18 protein-coding genes are annotated in these 15,333 nt (G+C 58.7%); 15 read left to right on the top strand and 3 right to left on the bottom strand.

Translation table 11 applies throughout. The features are described 5' to 3' along the window. Positions 1-165 precede the first annotated feature (165 nt). Positions 166-864: a hypothetical protein gene (locus ACT54B_RS09270; RefSeq protein WP_476044418.1), complete on the top strand. Its 699-nt coding sequence runs from the start codon at positions 166-168 to the stop codon at positions 862-864. On the opposite strand, the gene ACT54B_RS09275 is transcribed toward ACT54B_RS09270, so the two are convergent. Further along, complete coding sequence (locus ACT54B_RS09275; RefSeq protein WP_476044419.1) at positions 836-1,492, bottom strand: helix-turn-helix domain-containing protein; 657 nt, start codon at positions 1,490-1,492, stop codon at positions 836-838. The two genes, ACT54B_RS09270 and ACT54B_RS09275, sit on opposite strands and share 29 nt — an antisense overlap. Before the next feature lie 74 nt (positions 1,493-1,566). Here ACT54B_RS09275 and ACT54B_RS09280 point away from each other — a divergent pair, with 74 nt between their 5' ends. The 5 genes from ACT54B_RS09280 (at position 1,567) to ACT54B_RS09300 (ending at position 4,895) form a co-directional block, all read left to right on the top strand. Next, positions 1,567-1,830 (top strand): helix-turn-helix domain-containing protein, encoded by a 264-nt coding sequence (locus ACT54B_RS09280; RefSeq protein WP_476044827.1) that lies wholly within the window; start codon positions 1,567-1,569, stop codon positions 1,828-1,830. A gap of 153 nt (positions 1,831-1,983) precedes the next feature. Further along, complete coding sequence (locus tag ACT54B_RS09285; RefSeq protein WP_476044420.1) at positions 1,984-2,475, top strand: phage regulatory CII family protein; 492 nt, start codon at positions 1,984-1,986, stop codon at positions 2,473-2,475. Positions 2,476-2,704: 229 nt separating this feature from the next. After that, positions 2,705-2,908 carry a hypothetical protein gene (locus tag ACT54B_RS09290; RefSeq protein WP_476044421.1) on the top strand — a complete coding sequence of 68 codons (204 nt, stop codon included), beginning with the start codon at positions 2,705-2,707 and terminating at the stop codon, positions 2,906-2,908. After that, entirely contained in the window at positions 2,905-4,608 is a 1,704-nt protein-coding gene (locus tag ACT54B_RS09295; protein ID WP_476044422.1) for a hypothetical protein, read from the top strand. Before ACT54B_RS09290 ends, ACT54B_RS09295 begins: the two co-directional genes overlap by 4 nt. Further along, on the top strand, positions 4,608-4,895 hold the full coding sequence (locus ACT54B_RS09300) for a hypothetical protein (RefSeq protein ID WP_476044423.1): 288 nt from the start codon (positions 4,608-4,610) through the stop codon (positions 4,893-4,895). The genes ACT54B_RS09295 and ACT54B_RS09300 overlap by 1 nt, the downstream gene beginning before the upstream one ends. A 119-nt stretch (positions 4,896-5,014) precedes the next feature. Here the strand turns inward: ACT54B_RS09300 and ACT54B_RS09305 are convergent, their stop codons facing one another. Next, the gene (locus tag ACT54B_RS09305; protein WP_476044425.1) at positions 5,015-5,404 is read right to left on the bottom strand and encodes a type II toxin-antitoxin system HicB family antitoxin; all 390 of its coding nucleotides are present in this window, start codon (positions 5,402-5,404) and stop codon (positions 5,015-5,017) included. Positions 5,405-5,443: 39 nt separating this feature from the next. Beyond that, a complete protein-coding gene (locus ACT54B_RS09310; RefSeq protein WP_476044426.1) occupies positions 5,444-5,626 on the bottom strand; it encodes a type II toxin-antitoxin system HicA family toxin in 183 nt (60 codons plus the stop codon). Positions 5,627-5,778: 152 nt separating this feature from the next. Here ACT54B_RS09310 and ACT54B_RS09315 point away from each other — a divergent pair, with 152 nt between their 5' ends. From ACT54B_RS09315 to ACT54B_RS09355, 9 genes are all read left to right on the top strand, one after another. Continuing rightward, entirely contained in the window at positions 5,779-6,903 is a 1,125-nt protein-coding gene (locus tag ACT54B_RS09315) for a phosphoadenosine phosphosulfate reductase domain-containing protein (protein WP_476044427.1), read from the top strand. Next, on the top strand, positions 6,900-8,309 hold the full coding sequence (locus ACT54B_RS09320; RefSeq protein WP_476044429.1) for a helix-turn-helix domain-containing protein: 1,410 nt from the start codon (positions 6,900-6,902) through the stop codon (positions 8,307-8,309). Before ACT54B_RS09315 ends, ACT54B_RS09320 begins: the two co-directional genes overlap by 4 nt. Beyond that, a complete protein-coding gene (gene nusG / locus ACT54B_RS09325; RefSeq protein WP_476044431.1) occupies positions 8,290-8,940 on the top strand; it encodes a transcription termination/antitermination protein NusG in 651 nt (216 codons plus the stop codon). Before ACT54B_RS09320 ends, nusG begins: the two co-directional genes overlap by 20 nt. Positions 8,941-9,189: 249 nt before the next feature. Continuing rightward, positions 9,190-9,783 (top strand): hypothetical protein, encoded by a 594-nt coding sequence (locus ACT54B_RS09330; RefSeq protein WP_476044433.1) that lies wholly within the window; start codon positions 9,190-9,192, stop codon positions 9,781-9,783. 141 nt (positions 9,784-9,924) lie between these two features. Then, positions 9,925-10,545 carry a hypothetical protein gene (locus tag ACT54B_RS09335; RefSeq protein WP_476044434.1) on the top strand — a complete coding sequence of 207 codons (621 nt, stop codon included), beginning with the start codon at positions 9,925-9,927 and terminating at the stop codon, positions 10,543-10,545. Next, positions 10,542-12,545: a terminase gpA endonuclease subunit gene (locus ACT54B_RS09340; protein WP_476044435.1), complete on the top strand. Its 2,004-nt coding sequence runs from the start codon at positions 10,542-10,544 to the stop codon at positions 12,543-12,545. Before ACT54B_RS09335 ends, ACT54B_RS09340 begins: the two co-directional genes overlap by 4 nt. Then, entirely contained in the window at positions 12,527-14,125 is a 1,599-nt protein-coding gene (locus ACT54B_RS09345; protein WP_476044436.1) for a phage portal protein, read from the top strand. Before ACT54B_RS09340 ends, ACT54B_RS09345 begins: the two co-directional genes overlap by 19 nt. Continuing rightward, a complete protein-coding gene (locus tag ACT54B_RS09350; protein WP_476044437.1) occupies positions 14,125-14,394 on the top strand; it encodes a hypothetical protein in 270 nt (89 codons plus the stop codon). The genes ACT54B_RS09345 and ACT54B_RS09350 overlap by 1 nt, the downstream gene beginning before the upstream one ends. A 12-nt stretch (positions 14,395-14,406) precedes the next feature. Then, positions 14,407-15,327 carry a S49 family peptidase gene (locus ACT54B_RS09355; RefSeq protein ID WP_476044438.1) on the top strand — a complete coding sequence of 307 codons (921 nt, stop codon included), beginning with the start codon at positions 14,407-14,409 and terminating at the stop codon, positions 15,325-15,327. The last annotated feature ends 6 nt before the right edge of the window (positions 15,328-15,333 follow it).

Raw genomic sequence — 15,333 nt, forward strand, 5'->3', positions numbered from 1 at the left:
GCCTTCGACGAAGACTGTCTTCGCGAACGACTTTCGGCTGAGGGTGTCGCTGTTGTGGAGGTGCGGCGTCAACCGGATAGGCCGTCAACGCCAGCGCAGAACGATTACTTGCGAGATTTGGGATGGGAGGGGCGCTCGCCCCTGTCTATTCAGGAAGCGAGTGACTTGATTACATCAATCAGATATCGAAGGCCTGCCGCCTCCGATGAGGTGAAAGCTATTGCGGCCAGATATTTAGTTGAGGTAACGCAGTATGCCGACAAGAGATCTATATACATTCGTATTGTCAGCGCTCTCTTGGAGCGGGAAGACTTTGTGGCACTGGCAGAATGGTACGCATTCCGGCTTTACCGCTCGTTCTGCGATCGACAAGATGCATCCACCCTTAGTAGTCCGAGTGATCCGCGCTTTCGAGAGGTCGGAGTACGCTTAATCGGTGACCCTCAAGTGCTTCGTTCCCTGATTCGGGCGGCAAAATCCACGCAGACGGGCTTTTCTTGGTTTGGGCAGTTCCAGGGAATGCAGGGTGAAAGCTTGGGCACTATTGCCAGTAAAGCTGCGCACAAGCATCTAACTGATGTCGATCTTTTGACGCCCGCGCAGCCGAGTGCTCCCACAACCAACATCGGCCCTCTCTTGCAACTCCATGATCCAGTTACCGCCCAGCAGTTAGCTCAAGACCTGCAAGCGCGTAAGGGGCGCACCCAATTGCTGAACAGGTCGGATAGCGATGATCAAAGATTCTCCTCTGGCGAAGGTCAAGCTAAATCAAGATCGCAAAGCGGTCGGTCTGACCTAGCGTTCGTGGCTTGGGCATTTGGTGGGATAGCGGTACTCATATTTCTCGTTGTACTGAGTACCTGATCCTGCCTACGATGCGAATAATGTCACCGTCATCGCCGTTTACTCGAATGGGTGATTGATGACGAGGGTCGTTTGACTCGGGAATCAGCCAGTACGTCCCGGCTTCGTCGGCCCATAGCGTCTTTACTGTAGCTTCACGCAAGCCATCGCTGCGTTCGATTTCCACGATGTATCGCCGGCCAACCTGCGGTGTTTCGCCAGTCTGAATAATGTCGGTATATACTAGGACGCTTCCCTCTGGGTAACGTTTATTCATTGATGGGCCGCGTGTTTCGGCCGCATACAAATCGTAGTTTTGCCATTGAGGATCACTGGGCACTGCTACTTCGTACCATTCTGACTCTGGCCAAATAGGTGACTCCGACCACGTGCCAGCCTCGACGTGCTGCCGCACTTTGACAAGTCGAATTCTGTCAAAGTTTGACACGAACTCCGCTGGGTCGCAGTGCAGTATCGTGGCAAGCTGCTCCATTCGCCTTACTGTGAGTTCAGTGTTGCCGTTTTCGAGCTTGTTGTAATTTGTGAGATGGATTCCTAAGGCATCGGCAACCTGCTGTTGCGTCCATCCCTTCGACTCTCTGATTTGCTTTAATCTGATCATGTTAAATAATGTAGCGAATATCGCCATGGCTATATATGGCGATTTGCGCTAATATCCAATTGACAAGAGGTTAGCGATTTGCGCTATATGTGCTCATGGATATGAGGCAGTGGCGACAATCGCACGGATTAAGTATGGCGCGGGCGGCTGCGCTGCTTGGGCTCGATAGTGCCCGCGCTTACCATCGATATGAAACTGGTGAAAACAGGCCTGATGCGCCTGTTGTCGAGAGAATTATGCGCGTCAGTGGGGGGCATGTCGATTTGATTGATCTACACAAGCAGCGGATGAAATGGCTTGCTGAGAACAAGCCGCAGACACTCGCACACTCCACTTGCCCGGTCTCTTCGGTCGGCGGTGCTTGATGGAGGTGTGGTCTCGATGTCGTCTCTAGCATGTTGCGGTCCTCCCTGATGTGTTGACCGCCTGACGATCTGAAATTTCGACAATTCCCACAACGGGAAAACCCCCGCCGAATTCCCGGCGCGGGAATGGCTTTTTGCGTGCGGAGAGCAGCGATGGATGCATTCCTTTTCCGGGTCAAAGCGGCCCAGCGTGATTTGATCGAGCGGTGCGGTGGGATTCTCCGTGCCGAGCAGCTCACCGGCTTCTCGAAAAGCCATGTGGGCAGGTGGAACAATCCGAACGACCCCGATCTCATGCCGCTGGGCGCGGTGCGGGCACTTGAGGCGGATTGTGGTCAGCCGTTGGTAACGGCCGTCATGGCCGAAGCGAACGGGCGGCGCTTGACGGACCCGGAGGCGGAGCGGCGTTCCCAGGCAAACGTCATGGTCGCTCTTGCCGAGGCAATGCGGAATTCCGCCGAGGTAATGCATGCCGCTGCCATGGCAATGGCTGATGGTGAGATTACTCCCACCGAGGCGACGGCGGTCGATCGCGCTTTGTCGCAGCAGGAACGCAGTATTTCGGACCTCCGCAATGGTCTCGCTGCGATCAAGGCTCTCGGCGGGCAGAAGGCTGGCTTCCGTGTCGTAGGGGAGGCGGAATAATGGGCTTCTCAATTACAGCAGCTCGGCGGGTGAATGCCGAGAGATCGCGCGGGTGATTCATGAGCGCGATTTGCACATGCTATCGCTGTGGCCAGCACCTAACTATGAGCGAAGCGCTGGAAAGCTGGTGTCTGACCTGCCAAGCCGCTCCACAGCTTCAGCCTCGCCGGCACCAGGCGCACCCTGATGTGCAGCCCGAAAGGGCTGTTCCTAAAAGGCGGGCGCAGCCATGAAGCTTTCCCAGGCGAAGCTGATTGAATGGCTCCGCGCTCGTGGCGGCGTCGGCGTTTTCGTTCGGACGAAAGTCGGTGGGAACATGTTTCTGGCGCAGGGTGAAAGCGCGCCTTTCCAGCCTCGCACCATCACGGCGCTTCTCGAAGAGGGATATGCCGTTCGGGAGGGCAACCGTGTTCGGTTGTTGTCGCTCCAATGACCGGCCTTATCGAGAAAATGCGCCGCGCTAGCCCTGTGCAGGCTGAAGTTGCCGAGGAGGCAGCGCGAAGCGGGGTGTTTTTTTCAACACGTGAGGCGCTCACAAAGGCATGCCGCAGTCTCAATTCTAAGGGCTTGTTGCGCCGCGATCCGAAAGACGGTTCGCGCTGGTATGCCACCGAAGAGCTGCTGAAGCTGGTTGATGACAAGCCGGTGGCGCCGGAAGTCGAAGCGCCGCCCGCTCCGGTCTCAACTGTGCCGGCTGTCGGGCATTCTGATTCCGATCTGGTCGCCATTGTAGAACGAGCGAGGGGGCTCCTCGACGACGGCGATGTGCAGACCGCCTTTAAGCTGTCGTCGGTCGCCTATGATCAGGCGAAGGCAGCGGCTTCCACTGCGGAACGGGTAAAGGCGTCTCGCGACCTGGTCGATAAGGCGAGACGCCTCCAAGCCGACGCGCTGAAGATCGAAAGCATGTGCTATGTGAAGATGGCGGACGCTGTCGACGAAGCGCAGGCCAAGGGGCAGATTTCTCGCGGCGGGCGACCAACCGAAACGGTCCAAGACGCGGACCGTTTTACCCTACAGGAAGTTGGTATCGACAAGCGCCGCCTTTCCGAGGCGCGTCAGATCCGCAACGCGGTTCGCAAAGAGCCGGAATTCATCGATCGGGTAATTGAAACTCGCCTGTCTGCTGGTCTGGAGCCGTCTCGGGCGAGTCTCAAGGGCGCCGCCGGCCATGCGATCGGGACAAAGACCGCTACCAAGGAAGAGCGCGGCGATGATCTCTATGAGACTCCGATTGAAGCCATGCGGACACTGCTCGCGCTGGAAAGCTTCGGCGGAACGGTACTCGAGCCATCTGTCGGAAAGGGCGCAATTCTACGGCCGCTGGAAGATGCCGGCTATGACGTGATGATCTCTGACAGCGTCGATCGGGGGATTGCCACGCGCCATGGCGAGCTGCAGGGTGTGGGTAGCTTTCTGGACCTCGGCGGGCTCGGCAACGATATCGTGACCAATCCGCCATACGGCATAGCCAATGCTTATGCAGCCCATGCCATTCGCGAGCATCGGCCCGACAAGATGGCCCTCCTCCTGAATATGAACTTTCTGGCTGGTTTTGATGATCCAGACCGTCGCTATGTCATGGACGAAAACCCGCCATCGCGGGTCTATGTGTTCACTCGGCGCCTGGAGGGCATGCATCGCGACGGATGGGATGGCCCGAAACACAATAGTCAGATGAACACGGGTTGGTTTGTCTGGGAACGGAATGCCGATGGCTCATATGGCGACGGCTTTCCTCGTGTCATCCGTGTCGACTGGAAAGCATTCCTGGAAGCCGATCCTCTGGAGCCGGGCGAGATGACACATCGCTCGCCATTGGAATTTAGCGCTTCTGTTGATGACGAAGATCTTGAGCGTCAGACGCCTCGAAAGACTGTGGAAGAGCGCGTCGAGGAAGAGCAGGCTCGTGCCCTCGTCTGGATCGGGGAGGCTGAGCGCTTTTCAGCGGTATCGCTTCGGCAGGGTATCGCTGTCCGGCCTTCCGTGGCTGATGCACTGATATCAGATTTCGTCCAGAGAGAGCTGATCATGCCGCTTGAGGGCGGCGACTATGTCGTGACCCACGACTTCTGGACATTGATTTCCTCGCTCTCACTGCAGCTCGCGGCTTCCGCGAAGGCGGTGGCGTGATGGCAGACTTCTTCAGCTTGGAAGGTTTGAAAGCGGGCAAATCGGATGCCGAGCGCGCGGAATGGCTCCTACGGGCACCTTTGGCGGTTATCTGCCGCGATAGGCTTGCGATCAGAACGATTCTCGTTGCGGCCATGGATGGCGACGCAATAGCTGCCTTTGACGCCGAGCTTGCCGCCATGGTTGAGCCCCGGGATGTTCATGGGTCCCAGCCGGAGAGTGCTCGCATCTCCGTTCACTATCACCGCGCTGTGCTTGCCGAGAAGGCTCGGAGGGTTTCGCGATGAGCCCTATTCCTGGCCTTTCAGCCCTTCATTGCCGGTCGGATTATCGCGCAAGAAAGAAAAACCGCATGCGACGGATCGCACGCGGTTTCCAGCATGTTCGCACCTGGTGCCCTCGCTACTCAGCCGCCCATCTGCGCCATTCTATTGGCCATCCAGCCTATATAGGCGGTGCGGGTCATCTTCCTGCGCTTCGCCTCGCCGTCGATGAAGGCGAGCGTTCCCTCTTCGAGAAACATGTTGATCCGAACCGGCTTTCCACCGGGCCGGATCAAGGGAACGCTGGTCAAGGTGGAGCCCCTCGGAACCTCGACCGCTTCAAGCGGAGTGGGAGTTACCAATTGCTCGCCCAGCTCATCGCAGCTGCGGGCGTAGTCTCGAAGGCTGTCCTCGGCGTTCAGGAGCGCTTCATCAACCGTCTCGCCCATGGCCACGACGCCATCCAGATCCGGAAAGACAACGCCATAGGCTCCGGCCTCGCCGTCGATCAATGCGGGATATCTCAAGCTCATTCTTCACTTCCTTGTCTTGGGGATGGAAAGGGGGGCCGGTTAGGCCCACCCCGCTTTTTTGGCAATCGATCCGGCCACTCCGGGGGATATCTGCCTGTGCCGTGGAACTTGAACATCGCCTCGTTCCGGGTGGCGGTAGATATCGTGTTTGTGACCGTGCCGATGAAGTTTCCAACCGTCCTTTTCGAGACGTTTGATGATCTTCGCCGTGTTTGTTTCCATCCGTTCTCCGTTGCTGTTGTGAGTATATATATACTCAAATTCCCGGACTCCGTCAATGGGAACTGTGCAAATAATTACTCATTTCATCCGTTTGTTTGCTACTTGAACGGCGGTGACCTGCGCGGATCCGCATTGTCGAAAGGGGGTCAGATGTGACCATTCTTCCGTTGTTTCCAGAATTGAGGGTTCGGTCCGGTGAAATCGTAACCGCTCGACCTGTGGATGAAGCGATTTTGGCGAACGCTGCTGTTGCAATCGGGGTGTCGGGCGGGAAAGACAGCCAAGCCGCTGCTTTGACAACCTTTCACTATCTCGACCAGCTTGGCCACGCTGGCCCCCGTATTCTTATACATGCAGACCTCGGGATGGTAGAATGGAATGACAGCCTGCACATCTGCGAAGAACTTGCGGACCATCTGAGGTGCGACCTCGTCGTTGTCCGCCGTAAAGCGGGCGGGCTGATGGAGAGATGGGAAAGCCGCTGGCTATCCAGCAAGACTCGATACGAATCCCTCAGCACCGTCACCCTGGTGCCATGCTGGTCGACCCCGGGCATGAGGTTCTGCACTTCGGAACAGAAGACCCATGTGATCATCGCCAAGCTGAAGCGAATGTTTAATGGACAGCAGATCGTCAACGTGACCGGCGTTCGCCGTGAGGAGAGCCGCAACCGCGCCCGCATGCCGGTCTCTGACATCGACGCCTCCAGCCGCATCCTCAACTGGCGCCCGATCATCGATCTGACGGCCGATGACGTGTTTGCTGTTATCGGAAAGTCTGGCTTGCGGCCCCATCCCGCCTATCGCGAATTCGGCATGAGCAGGGTTTCTTGTCGTTTCTGCATAATGTCGAACATCGCTGATATGGTCGCCGCTTCGGCGCGGGAAGAGTCGCATGAGCTGTATCGCCGAATGGTGCAGTTAGAGATCGACAGCAGCTTTGCATTCCAAGGGGCTCGCTGGCTCGGCGATGTGAACCCGCAACTTCTCTCAGCAGAAATGCGGGAGGCCCATGCGGTTGCCAAGGCCAGGGCTGACCGCCGCAGGGCGATAGAAAGCACCATCACAAAGGGTATGCTCTACGTGAAGGGTTGGCCTACTCGTATGCTCTCAGATGAGGAGGCAGAGATACTGTGCGCTGCTCGCAATCAAGTGAGCGAGCTTTATGGTTTCCGATCCCAGCATTTGACGGCCGACTCTATCCATCAGCGCTATGCCGATCTGATGGCTATGAACATCGGCAAGTTCGAGGCAGCTGCCTTGGAGGCTGCGGAATGAGCAGTCCTCGCTTCTCGATTGTTCCCGCATGGATCATCACGGACAGCCGACTGAAGGGCAGGGATCTTCAGGTTCTGTGTCTCCTCGGATCTCACACCAACAAAGAAGGCTGGTGCAGGCGCAGCCAGGTGAAGATGGCTGAGCAGCTCGGCTGTGGTCGCTCTACCGTGCAGGATTCCATCAACCGCCTTGCCGACATTGGCGCCATTGAAAAGCTTCGCGTCGAAAGCAATGACGGACGGGACAGCGCTCACTGGTACCGCGTGGTACTCGATCGCGCTGTTTCCCGCGAGTTGATTTCCGCATGGGCAGGCGAGCCGGATGAGGACAATGATCCTATTTTTGCGGAAGTTTCGGCCTCGACCCCTGCCGGTGAGCCGGCACCCCCTGCCGGTATACCGGCACCCCCTGCCGGTTCTAGACCGGCACCCCCTGCCGGTCCTGGACCGGCACCTATTAACGACAGTTATTTAACTACCCAATCTAACGAGACAGAGAGAGGGCGCGAGCGCGCTGGAACTGGATCGGATGGGAATGGAAGCCCAACAGTTGCGAATGCCGAGCTGGTGAAGCGGGTACAGAAGTTCTGCACTGGCGAGGGATACCGGGAAGGGGAGTGGCCGCGTTGGACAACCTCGACCGTGGGGCACATTGCCAAGCAGTTTGCGCAATTGTCGGCAGAAGAGCGGGAGCTTGCCTGCGCCGGCCGGGATGCATTTCTGGCGAAGTGCAAGCGGGAGAAAGTCAGAAAGCCCATGCCCGTGGCGAATTACTTCCGGGACAAGATTTGGGAAATGCTCACCGATGCGGATCGGGCAGCGGTACGGCCTGTGGCAGGCGGCGCACCGGTGGTGTCGAACGGGAAATGCCCCGTTCCGGTCTACGGTCCGGCGTTCAGCGCTGCGCGTGCGTGGGCATTGCTGTCAGGCCCGGTTTACTTCGAATTGCCCGAAAACCTACGGGGCTTGGTCAAAGCGACCTATGACACCCATGCCCGGCGAAGCACTGAAGCGGCTCAGAATTTCCTCGCTAAGATCGGGCTCACCGAAAGCAATGGCACCATTCTGTTCCCGTCGAACTTCGAAGCGCAGGAGCGGGAGCGCCGTATGCCAACCGAAGGCTATCCCGAGGTAATGCGCCTGCACACAGCAGCTCGTGAGCGTGGGCATGTCACCGTTGCTGCGATCTTCGAAGGGCTCAAGCATCTCTGCGAGCCGGTGAAGGTCGGTTCTGACCTTTGGCACCGATGGATTGAGGAACATCAGCGGCGTGGGTGGCAATTCATTCCTCCGCCCGCAAGCCTGCCGGTTGTCTATTTCCCCAAGGGTGGCCCGGAAGGGCTTGATGAATTCGAGCGCGCTGTGCGCTCCACAATGGAAGCGAGGGATGTTGATGATGCAGCATAGAAACATTGGGGGGGCTCCCATCGCATTGAAAACAGCGGAGCGGTTTTCAGATCGCATGCGCCGAATCGCAGCAAAAAACTTGAAAGAAGCATCCATGGAAGTCGCAGCTATGAACCCCGAATCGGCCCGTTGGTATTGTCTACAGGTGACAAAGGGGCGGGAGTTTTCCGTCCAGGACGATCTGAAGGGGGCGGGCGTCGAGGTTTTTTTGCCGACCGAACGCGTAACCAGCGTTGTGCGCGGTACGAAGATCGAGCGAGACGATATCATATTCCCTCAGTACATTTTCGTGCGCTGCATCGGAACTGATGCTGCCATCAGCGGCCTAGCTCGGCAACGCTATGTGCACTGCGTGATAGGTGGGAGAGGCGGGAATGCCTATTCCATATCGGACGAAACTATCAACTCATTCAAACGGTTTATCGTTTCTGGAGCCGCCAGAGTCTCCACGGACAAGTCATGGAAGCAAGGTGACGAAGGCGAGATAGTGACCGGGCCATTCGCAGGTTTCACTTGCCGCCTCCTGGCTGTGAAATGGTCGCGGGAAGCGAAAGCTCGCGTGCAAATTTTGACCGATGGAAAGTCATTCGAAATCGAAAGTATGCCTCTTGCCTTTCTGAAAAGGCTGTGAGAGTCATTTGGCACTGGACGAGTTGGGCAAGCACACCCTCCGATCGCCGACGCTAGACGACGGCCAGAGTAGGCTAAGGCCTCAGGGAACAGTGCCCCATCCCCAGCCCTGACCGTCTCAAGAGAGACACCGATTCAGGGTCAGTGCTACAGCTATGAGCAGACACAAGGCGGCCTGATGGTCGCCTTAACTGTAAGGGCTCCCATGTCCCTTTCGATCCGTTGGCAAGACATATCCGGCATCCAGCGCATGGAAAACATGCTGGGTGTTCTGAACGGTCACCAGAAACATCTGTCTCTTCAGCGAGCGGTCAACCACACTGGCGACAAGGCGCGAACCCAAGTTATCCGGGCTTTGGCCAAGCAGACGGGACTGAATTACGGCGTGATCAAGAACGCCGTGAGAACCGGACGGGCTTGGGGCGCGAGCGAGAATGCAGCGAGCTTCGATGCTGGGCGCGGCTCCCTCGAATATGTCTTGTCGTCGAGGGGCGGGGATATCTCGCTCAAGTATTTCAAGGCACGCGAAACCCGGCAGGGTGTGACGGCGGCACCTTTTGGAAAGAGGAAGCTTTTCGCGGGGGCATTCATGACCAGCGGTCGCCGGCCTAACCGGAAGAAGGCTGGCAAGTTGAACGGCCATGTTTATCAGCCGGTCGATCCTGGTGCGACTGGCAAGAGCAGCTGGCGCCGCCGAATTCGCTTCCTCGATTCCGGTGTGGTGATCCCAACCGAGATGCTCCAGGGGGCGAGCCGCGATGCCTTCATGCATGTCGTCGAGGCAGAACTTGCGAAGCGGGTCATGCACGAGATGAACCGATTGACCGGCGGGCTCTTCAGCTGACCCCCCCTCCCATTAGGGACCGTATGCCGCCGGCGGGGTCAACGGGCGTAGAACGGCCCGGAATCCTGACAGACAGACAGCTCGAAAAGTTGGGTTAACGGGGTTAACGGGTTAACGCGGCGGTTAACAGACGGGTTAACGATGACCGAGATCATGTGGTCGATCGCGCAGATCGCTGCGCGCGACAGGATTTCCAAGGCTGCGGTTTCCAAAACCGTGAAGCGCTTGCTCGAAGATCGCCCGGAAACACCGGTCGAGCGTGGCGGGCAGGGGCAGGTCATGGGGATCTCGCTTGCCCATTATGACCACTTTCGCCAGCGCCATGTGAACCCGGCCAAGGCCACGGCGCCGCTGCGCGGTATCGATGGGGGGATCAGCGATGGCCGTGTGCCAGTTGAGCCGCCTCCGACCGCGCCGATCCGAAGCGAGGACAGCTTCGAAGAGGCCCGTCGACAGTCAGAATGGCTGAAGGTCAGCCGAGAAAAGCTCCGCATGCAGGAGGAGCGCGGCCAGCTGGTGCGGCGTGACCTGATCGACCAGGCGACGACAGCGATCGCCGCCGAGCTGCAGGCAGTGATCCGCAGGCTTCCGAACAGAGCCGACGAAATAGCCCTTGCCGTTTCGAAGGAAGGCATACACGGCGTCCGGACGCTTCTCCGAAAGATCGCCTTCGAGATCGGGAACGAGATGGCCGACAAGGTGCAGACCATTGCGCTTTCGGCGCCCGAATTTGATCCACCGATCGAAGAGGAAGACGCGTGACCATTCACCCGGGTGCGATACGAACCGTTGCCAGCATCATGGCGCGCGGTATGCGCCCTCTGGCTCCGGTTCCGTTTGACCTCTGGCTTCCGAAGAATATCGTCCTCGTGGATGGACCGAAGAAGGGAGAACTCTGGTCGCCCGAGGATGCGCCTTACCTGCTGGAGATCGCGCAATGCCTCAGTCAGGAGCATCCCTGCAATCTGGTGACGGTCCGAAAAGCCCAGCAGACCGGCGTTTCCATCCTTGCGCTCGCCTGGATGCTCTACATCGCCGAGACCTGCCCGGACAATGCGATCTACGGGGTTCCCGGTATCGATGCGCTGCGCGATATCAACTCGGGCAAGCTCCAGCCGCTCATCGATGAGTGGCAGAAGAAGACGGAAAAGTCGGTCATCATGCCGACCACCAGCCGGTCTGGTGACGGGTCCACCACCTATGAGAAGAAGTTTCCGGGTGGCGTGATTTACCTCGCAAACGCGAACACGGTCATGGACCTTTCGGCCAAGACCACGCGCTACGGGGTCAAGGACGAAGTGTCCAAGTGGCAGATGCTGCCGAATGGCGCAGATCCGGAGAACCTGTATTTCGGGCGCTTCACCGCGTTTCGCAGGCAGAAGACTTACAAGATCCTCGCCCTTTCCACGCCGGAACTTGATAGCGGCGACGCGCTGGGTGAAGGGCCGGGACACTGCCGCATCGATCGGGACTTTAGGCAATCGGACCAGCGTTTCTGGTACATCCGCTGCCCCGAGTGTCAGACAGAGCAGGTGCAGCGTGATGCCTATCTGCTGATCGACAGGAAGCAACCGCACAAGACCGTCATGCGCTGTCAGGCCTGCACCCATCATATCTCCGAAATGGAGCGGGTGCCGGCAGTAAGGGCAGGGCGCTACATTCCGACCGACACCGATCCCGATCGGCATCCCGGTTTCCACGTGGATGCGTTCATGTCGTTGATGATGTCCTATGAGGCGATTGCCGAGGACAAGATCAGCTATGAGGCAAAGGGCGAGGCGGGCGCGAAAGACTATGCCAACCTGATTTGCGCTCTGCCCTATCAGATGAAGGGGAATGCGCCTGATCATCAGCGCCTCATGGAGCGCCGCGAAGAATATCCACCGGGTTCCATTCCGGCAGGTGGCCTCCTCACGGTGGCCGGTGCCGACGTGCAGTCCTACGGGATCTATGTCGAAGTCGTGTCCTTTGGTGAGGATCGCCAGAGCTGGAATGTCACCGCCGAGCTGCTGCAAGGTGCGACCGACAATCCGCAGGAAGGCGCGTGGAAGCTCCTCGAGGAATTCTACACTCAGGAGTTTCCCGATGCGCATGGCGTCCTTCGCAGGATCGAGGCGCTTGGCGTCGACGCGGGTTATCGCACCAACCAGGTGCTGGAATGGTGTCGGCGGCATCCAAATACCTATGCGGTGAAGGGCATGCCCGGGCGCGGGGTTCCCGCGATCAGCGTGCCGCAGAGGAAGGCGGTCACGAAGAGGGGCAAGCGTCGGAAATATGGCTCGGCAATGGCCTGGCCTGTCGGAACTTGGTCATTGAAGGCGGAGCTTTACGGGAACCTGCACAAGGTCGGCCTGAAGGCCGGCGAGGCTTGTGACCCTCCGGGCTATTGCCATTTCCACAGTGAGCTTGGGGAGGAGTATTTCCAGCAGCTCACGGCGGAATACTTCACGCAGAAACTGGTGAAGGGGAAGCTCAAGGAAGAATGGGCGCAACGCAGGCCTGACAACCACTTCCTCGACTGCCGGATCTACGCGATGGCGATGGCCGAACATCTCGGCCTGTCCCGTCTGACAAAAAGCCAGTGGGCGGCCATTCGAGCCGCCCGCGAGCCAGAAACCGAGATCGATCTCCTGGCAACCGTCACAGAAGCGATAGCGGCGGTTGCCGCCGGCAAGCCGGTGGAAGAGGCGGTCAGCGAGGCGATGGCCAAACCGGAACCTGCCAAGCCCGAAAGGAAAAACCGATGGAAGAACAGACGGTGAAGCCCCGCGTCCGCGTCAAGGCGGGCCGCAGCGCTTCCTATCTGCGCGATAGCCAGTCCGGGGTGATTGCATCTCGGCCGGCCTCGCTTCGCGAGCATCGGGACGAGGTGCGGCGCGTCTGGTCACGGGCGGCAGGCCTCGCCATGGACATGCTGCAGAACAGCGGCAGGCTGAGGGGTGTTGCCGATCAGATCATTGCCGACACGATCGGCACGGCGCTCACCCTCAATCCGCAGCCGAACTTGACCCTTCTCGGCTATGACCAGAAGGAGGCTGCCGATTTTATCGGAATGGTGAAGAGCCGTTTCAATCCCTGGTGCTGGAATGCTGCCGAGTGTCATCTGCAGGGCAAGTTCAATATCCACCAGCAGGCCGATATCGGCATGCGGAGCTGGATGGCCTTTGGTGAGAGCATCGGTGTCCTCACCTATCTCCCGAAAGCGGAGCGGCCGCCGGGTGTCCAGACTGGCACCAAGTTCTCTGTCGTTTCACCGCAGCGCCTGGTGCAAGACACCAATGAGGTGGAAGGCCTGTTCCAGGGTGTGGTGCATGATACGCTCGGCCGGCCTATTGCCTATCGGATGAGCGAGCGCCGCTCCGGTCTCACCGTGAAACGTGATTATGCTGCGCGGGATGCTGATGGCCGTCAGCTCGTGATGCATGCCTTCGATCCCTTCTCGCCGGAAGATGTTCGGGGCGTCACGCCGCTCGCCAGCACATTCCGCAAGCTTTTGATGGCCGAGAACCTCGACGATGCGACCGCGCAGATGGCGTTCCTTCAGACGATCTACGCGATCACGATCACCAGCGATCGGCCAACGGCCGATGTGTTCGAGGCCTTCGAAGCAATGAAGGAAACGGCTGGCGAGGCTGGTGAAGAACTCGCGAGTGACTTCGTCGACTATTACAAGGCCCAGCTCGATCGGGCTGCGGAAGCAGAAATAAGGCTGGGGCCGGGCGCCGGGATTTCCCATCTTGCGTCAGGCGAAAGACTGGGGATCGAGACGGCGAAGGTGCCGGGCAAGGATTACCTGCCGTTTGCCGGTTCGCTTCACCGAGAGACGGCACGTGCCCTTGGCGTGAGCTATGGTGGTTACACTCTGGACTACACTGCCGCCACTTATGCCAGCACCATGATGGAAAACGCCTCGCTCTGGCCCATCGCTACCAGGCGCACGGACAGGATCGCGGCACCTCATGTCCTGACACCCTATGCCAGTTTTCTCGATGAGCAGATCTCGGAAGGTCATATCCCCTTCAAGGGTGGTGTCGAAGCTTACGAAGCGAACCGTGACCTTGTGCTCTGGGCAACCTGCCTCGGTCCGTCAAAGCCAACAGCCGATGATCACAAGGCGGCAAAGGCTGCGAGCGAGCGGATCTTCAACGGCACAAGCTCTCTCGACGTAGAGGCCTCGGCTGTCGGGCAAGACGCTCATGAGGTGTTTGAAGCCAACCACCGTATCCATCGCCTCTACGTGGATGCGGGCATGGTTTCGCCTTTCGAGCGGAAGGTCGGCAGCAAGCCTGCCTCGGGCGATCCGGACGCGCAGTCCGAAGATAAGGAAAAGGAAAGCGCCTGATGGCCCGCATGGTCACGATTAATCAGATCCCGGTTGATGCCGACGATCCGTGCGCCATGAAGGCGGCGCTTGAACTGGTCCGGATCCGGATGGCTGCGGGCGAACATGTCGAGGAATTCTCGATCCAGTCACCGGTGAACCGTGAAACGGTCCGGTTTTCTCCCGGTAATCTGAAGCTGCTCGATCAGGAAATCGAGCGGCTCGATCGGGCCTGCCGATTGAAGAACGGCTGCGCCTTGCCGACGCGCCGAATGCGATTCCGCTACTGAAGGAACACTATCATGACCGCACATTACGGGCGCGTTGCCGAACGCGTTTACAATACCCCTTTGCTCTATGATGAGCGCAAGGCGCATGCCTTCCTGAATGGCATGGGATCGCGCATTGCTGGCGGCACGATCATCGTCAATTCCGTTGCGGAGCCGGTCGAGCATCAGGCGTTCGGCAATGGCCGGCCTTCCATGGGGCGTGTAGGTGACCGGGTCGGGCGTGCCTATCAGCGTGCCGGTTTCTATCCTTTCGCCGTGATCGACAATGTCGCGCTGATCCCGATCGAGGGCACCCTTGTTCACAAGGGCGGCTATGTCGGTCAGTCCTCGGGCACCACCTCTTACGAGGGGCTGATGGCGCAGATCGCCACGGCCTACCGTGCGCCTGATATCAAGGGCGTTGCCTTCGAAGTAGATAGCTTCGGGGGTGAGGTCAGCGGCGCGTTTGAGACGGCGCAGATGATCGCGGATCTCTCGAAGAAAAAACCGACGATCTCGATCCTGACCGATTTCGCCTATTCAGCAGGCTACCTGCTCGCCAGTCAGGCGCGCCAGATCATCGCCCCGAAATACGGCGGCGCGGGCTCGATTGGCGTCATCATGCTGCATGCAGACTACAGCCAGCAGCTATCGACCGAGGGGATTGCCGTCACCATCATCCGTGCCGGAGCGGTCAAGGCGCAGGGCAATCCCTATGAGCCGCTTCCTCCCGAACTTGCCGATCGCTGGCGTGTCCAGGCCGAAGAGATGCGGGCGGATTTCGCGGATGTCGTGGCGAAGGCCCGAAAGGGAAAGGTCACGAAGGCTGCGGTTCTGGCAACCGAGGCCGATGCCTATAGCGCGAGGGAAGCTCTTTCGCGCGGACTTATCGATGCGATCGCAGATCCGGCCATCGCGTTCGATGCCTTCCTGAAAGAAGTCAACCGGAGCTAATCCAAA

The organism is Gellertiella sp. DMC107 (genome assembly GCF_056313605.1).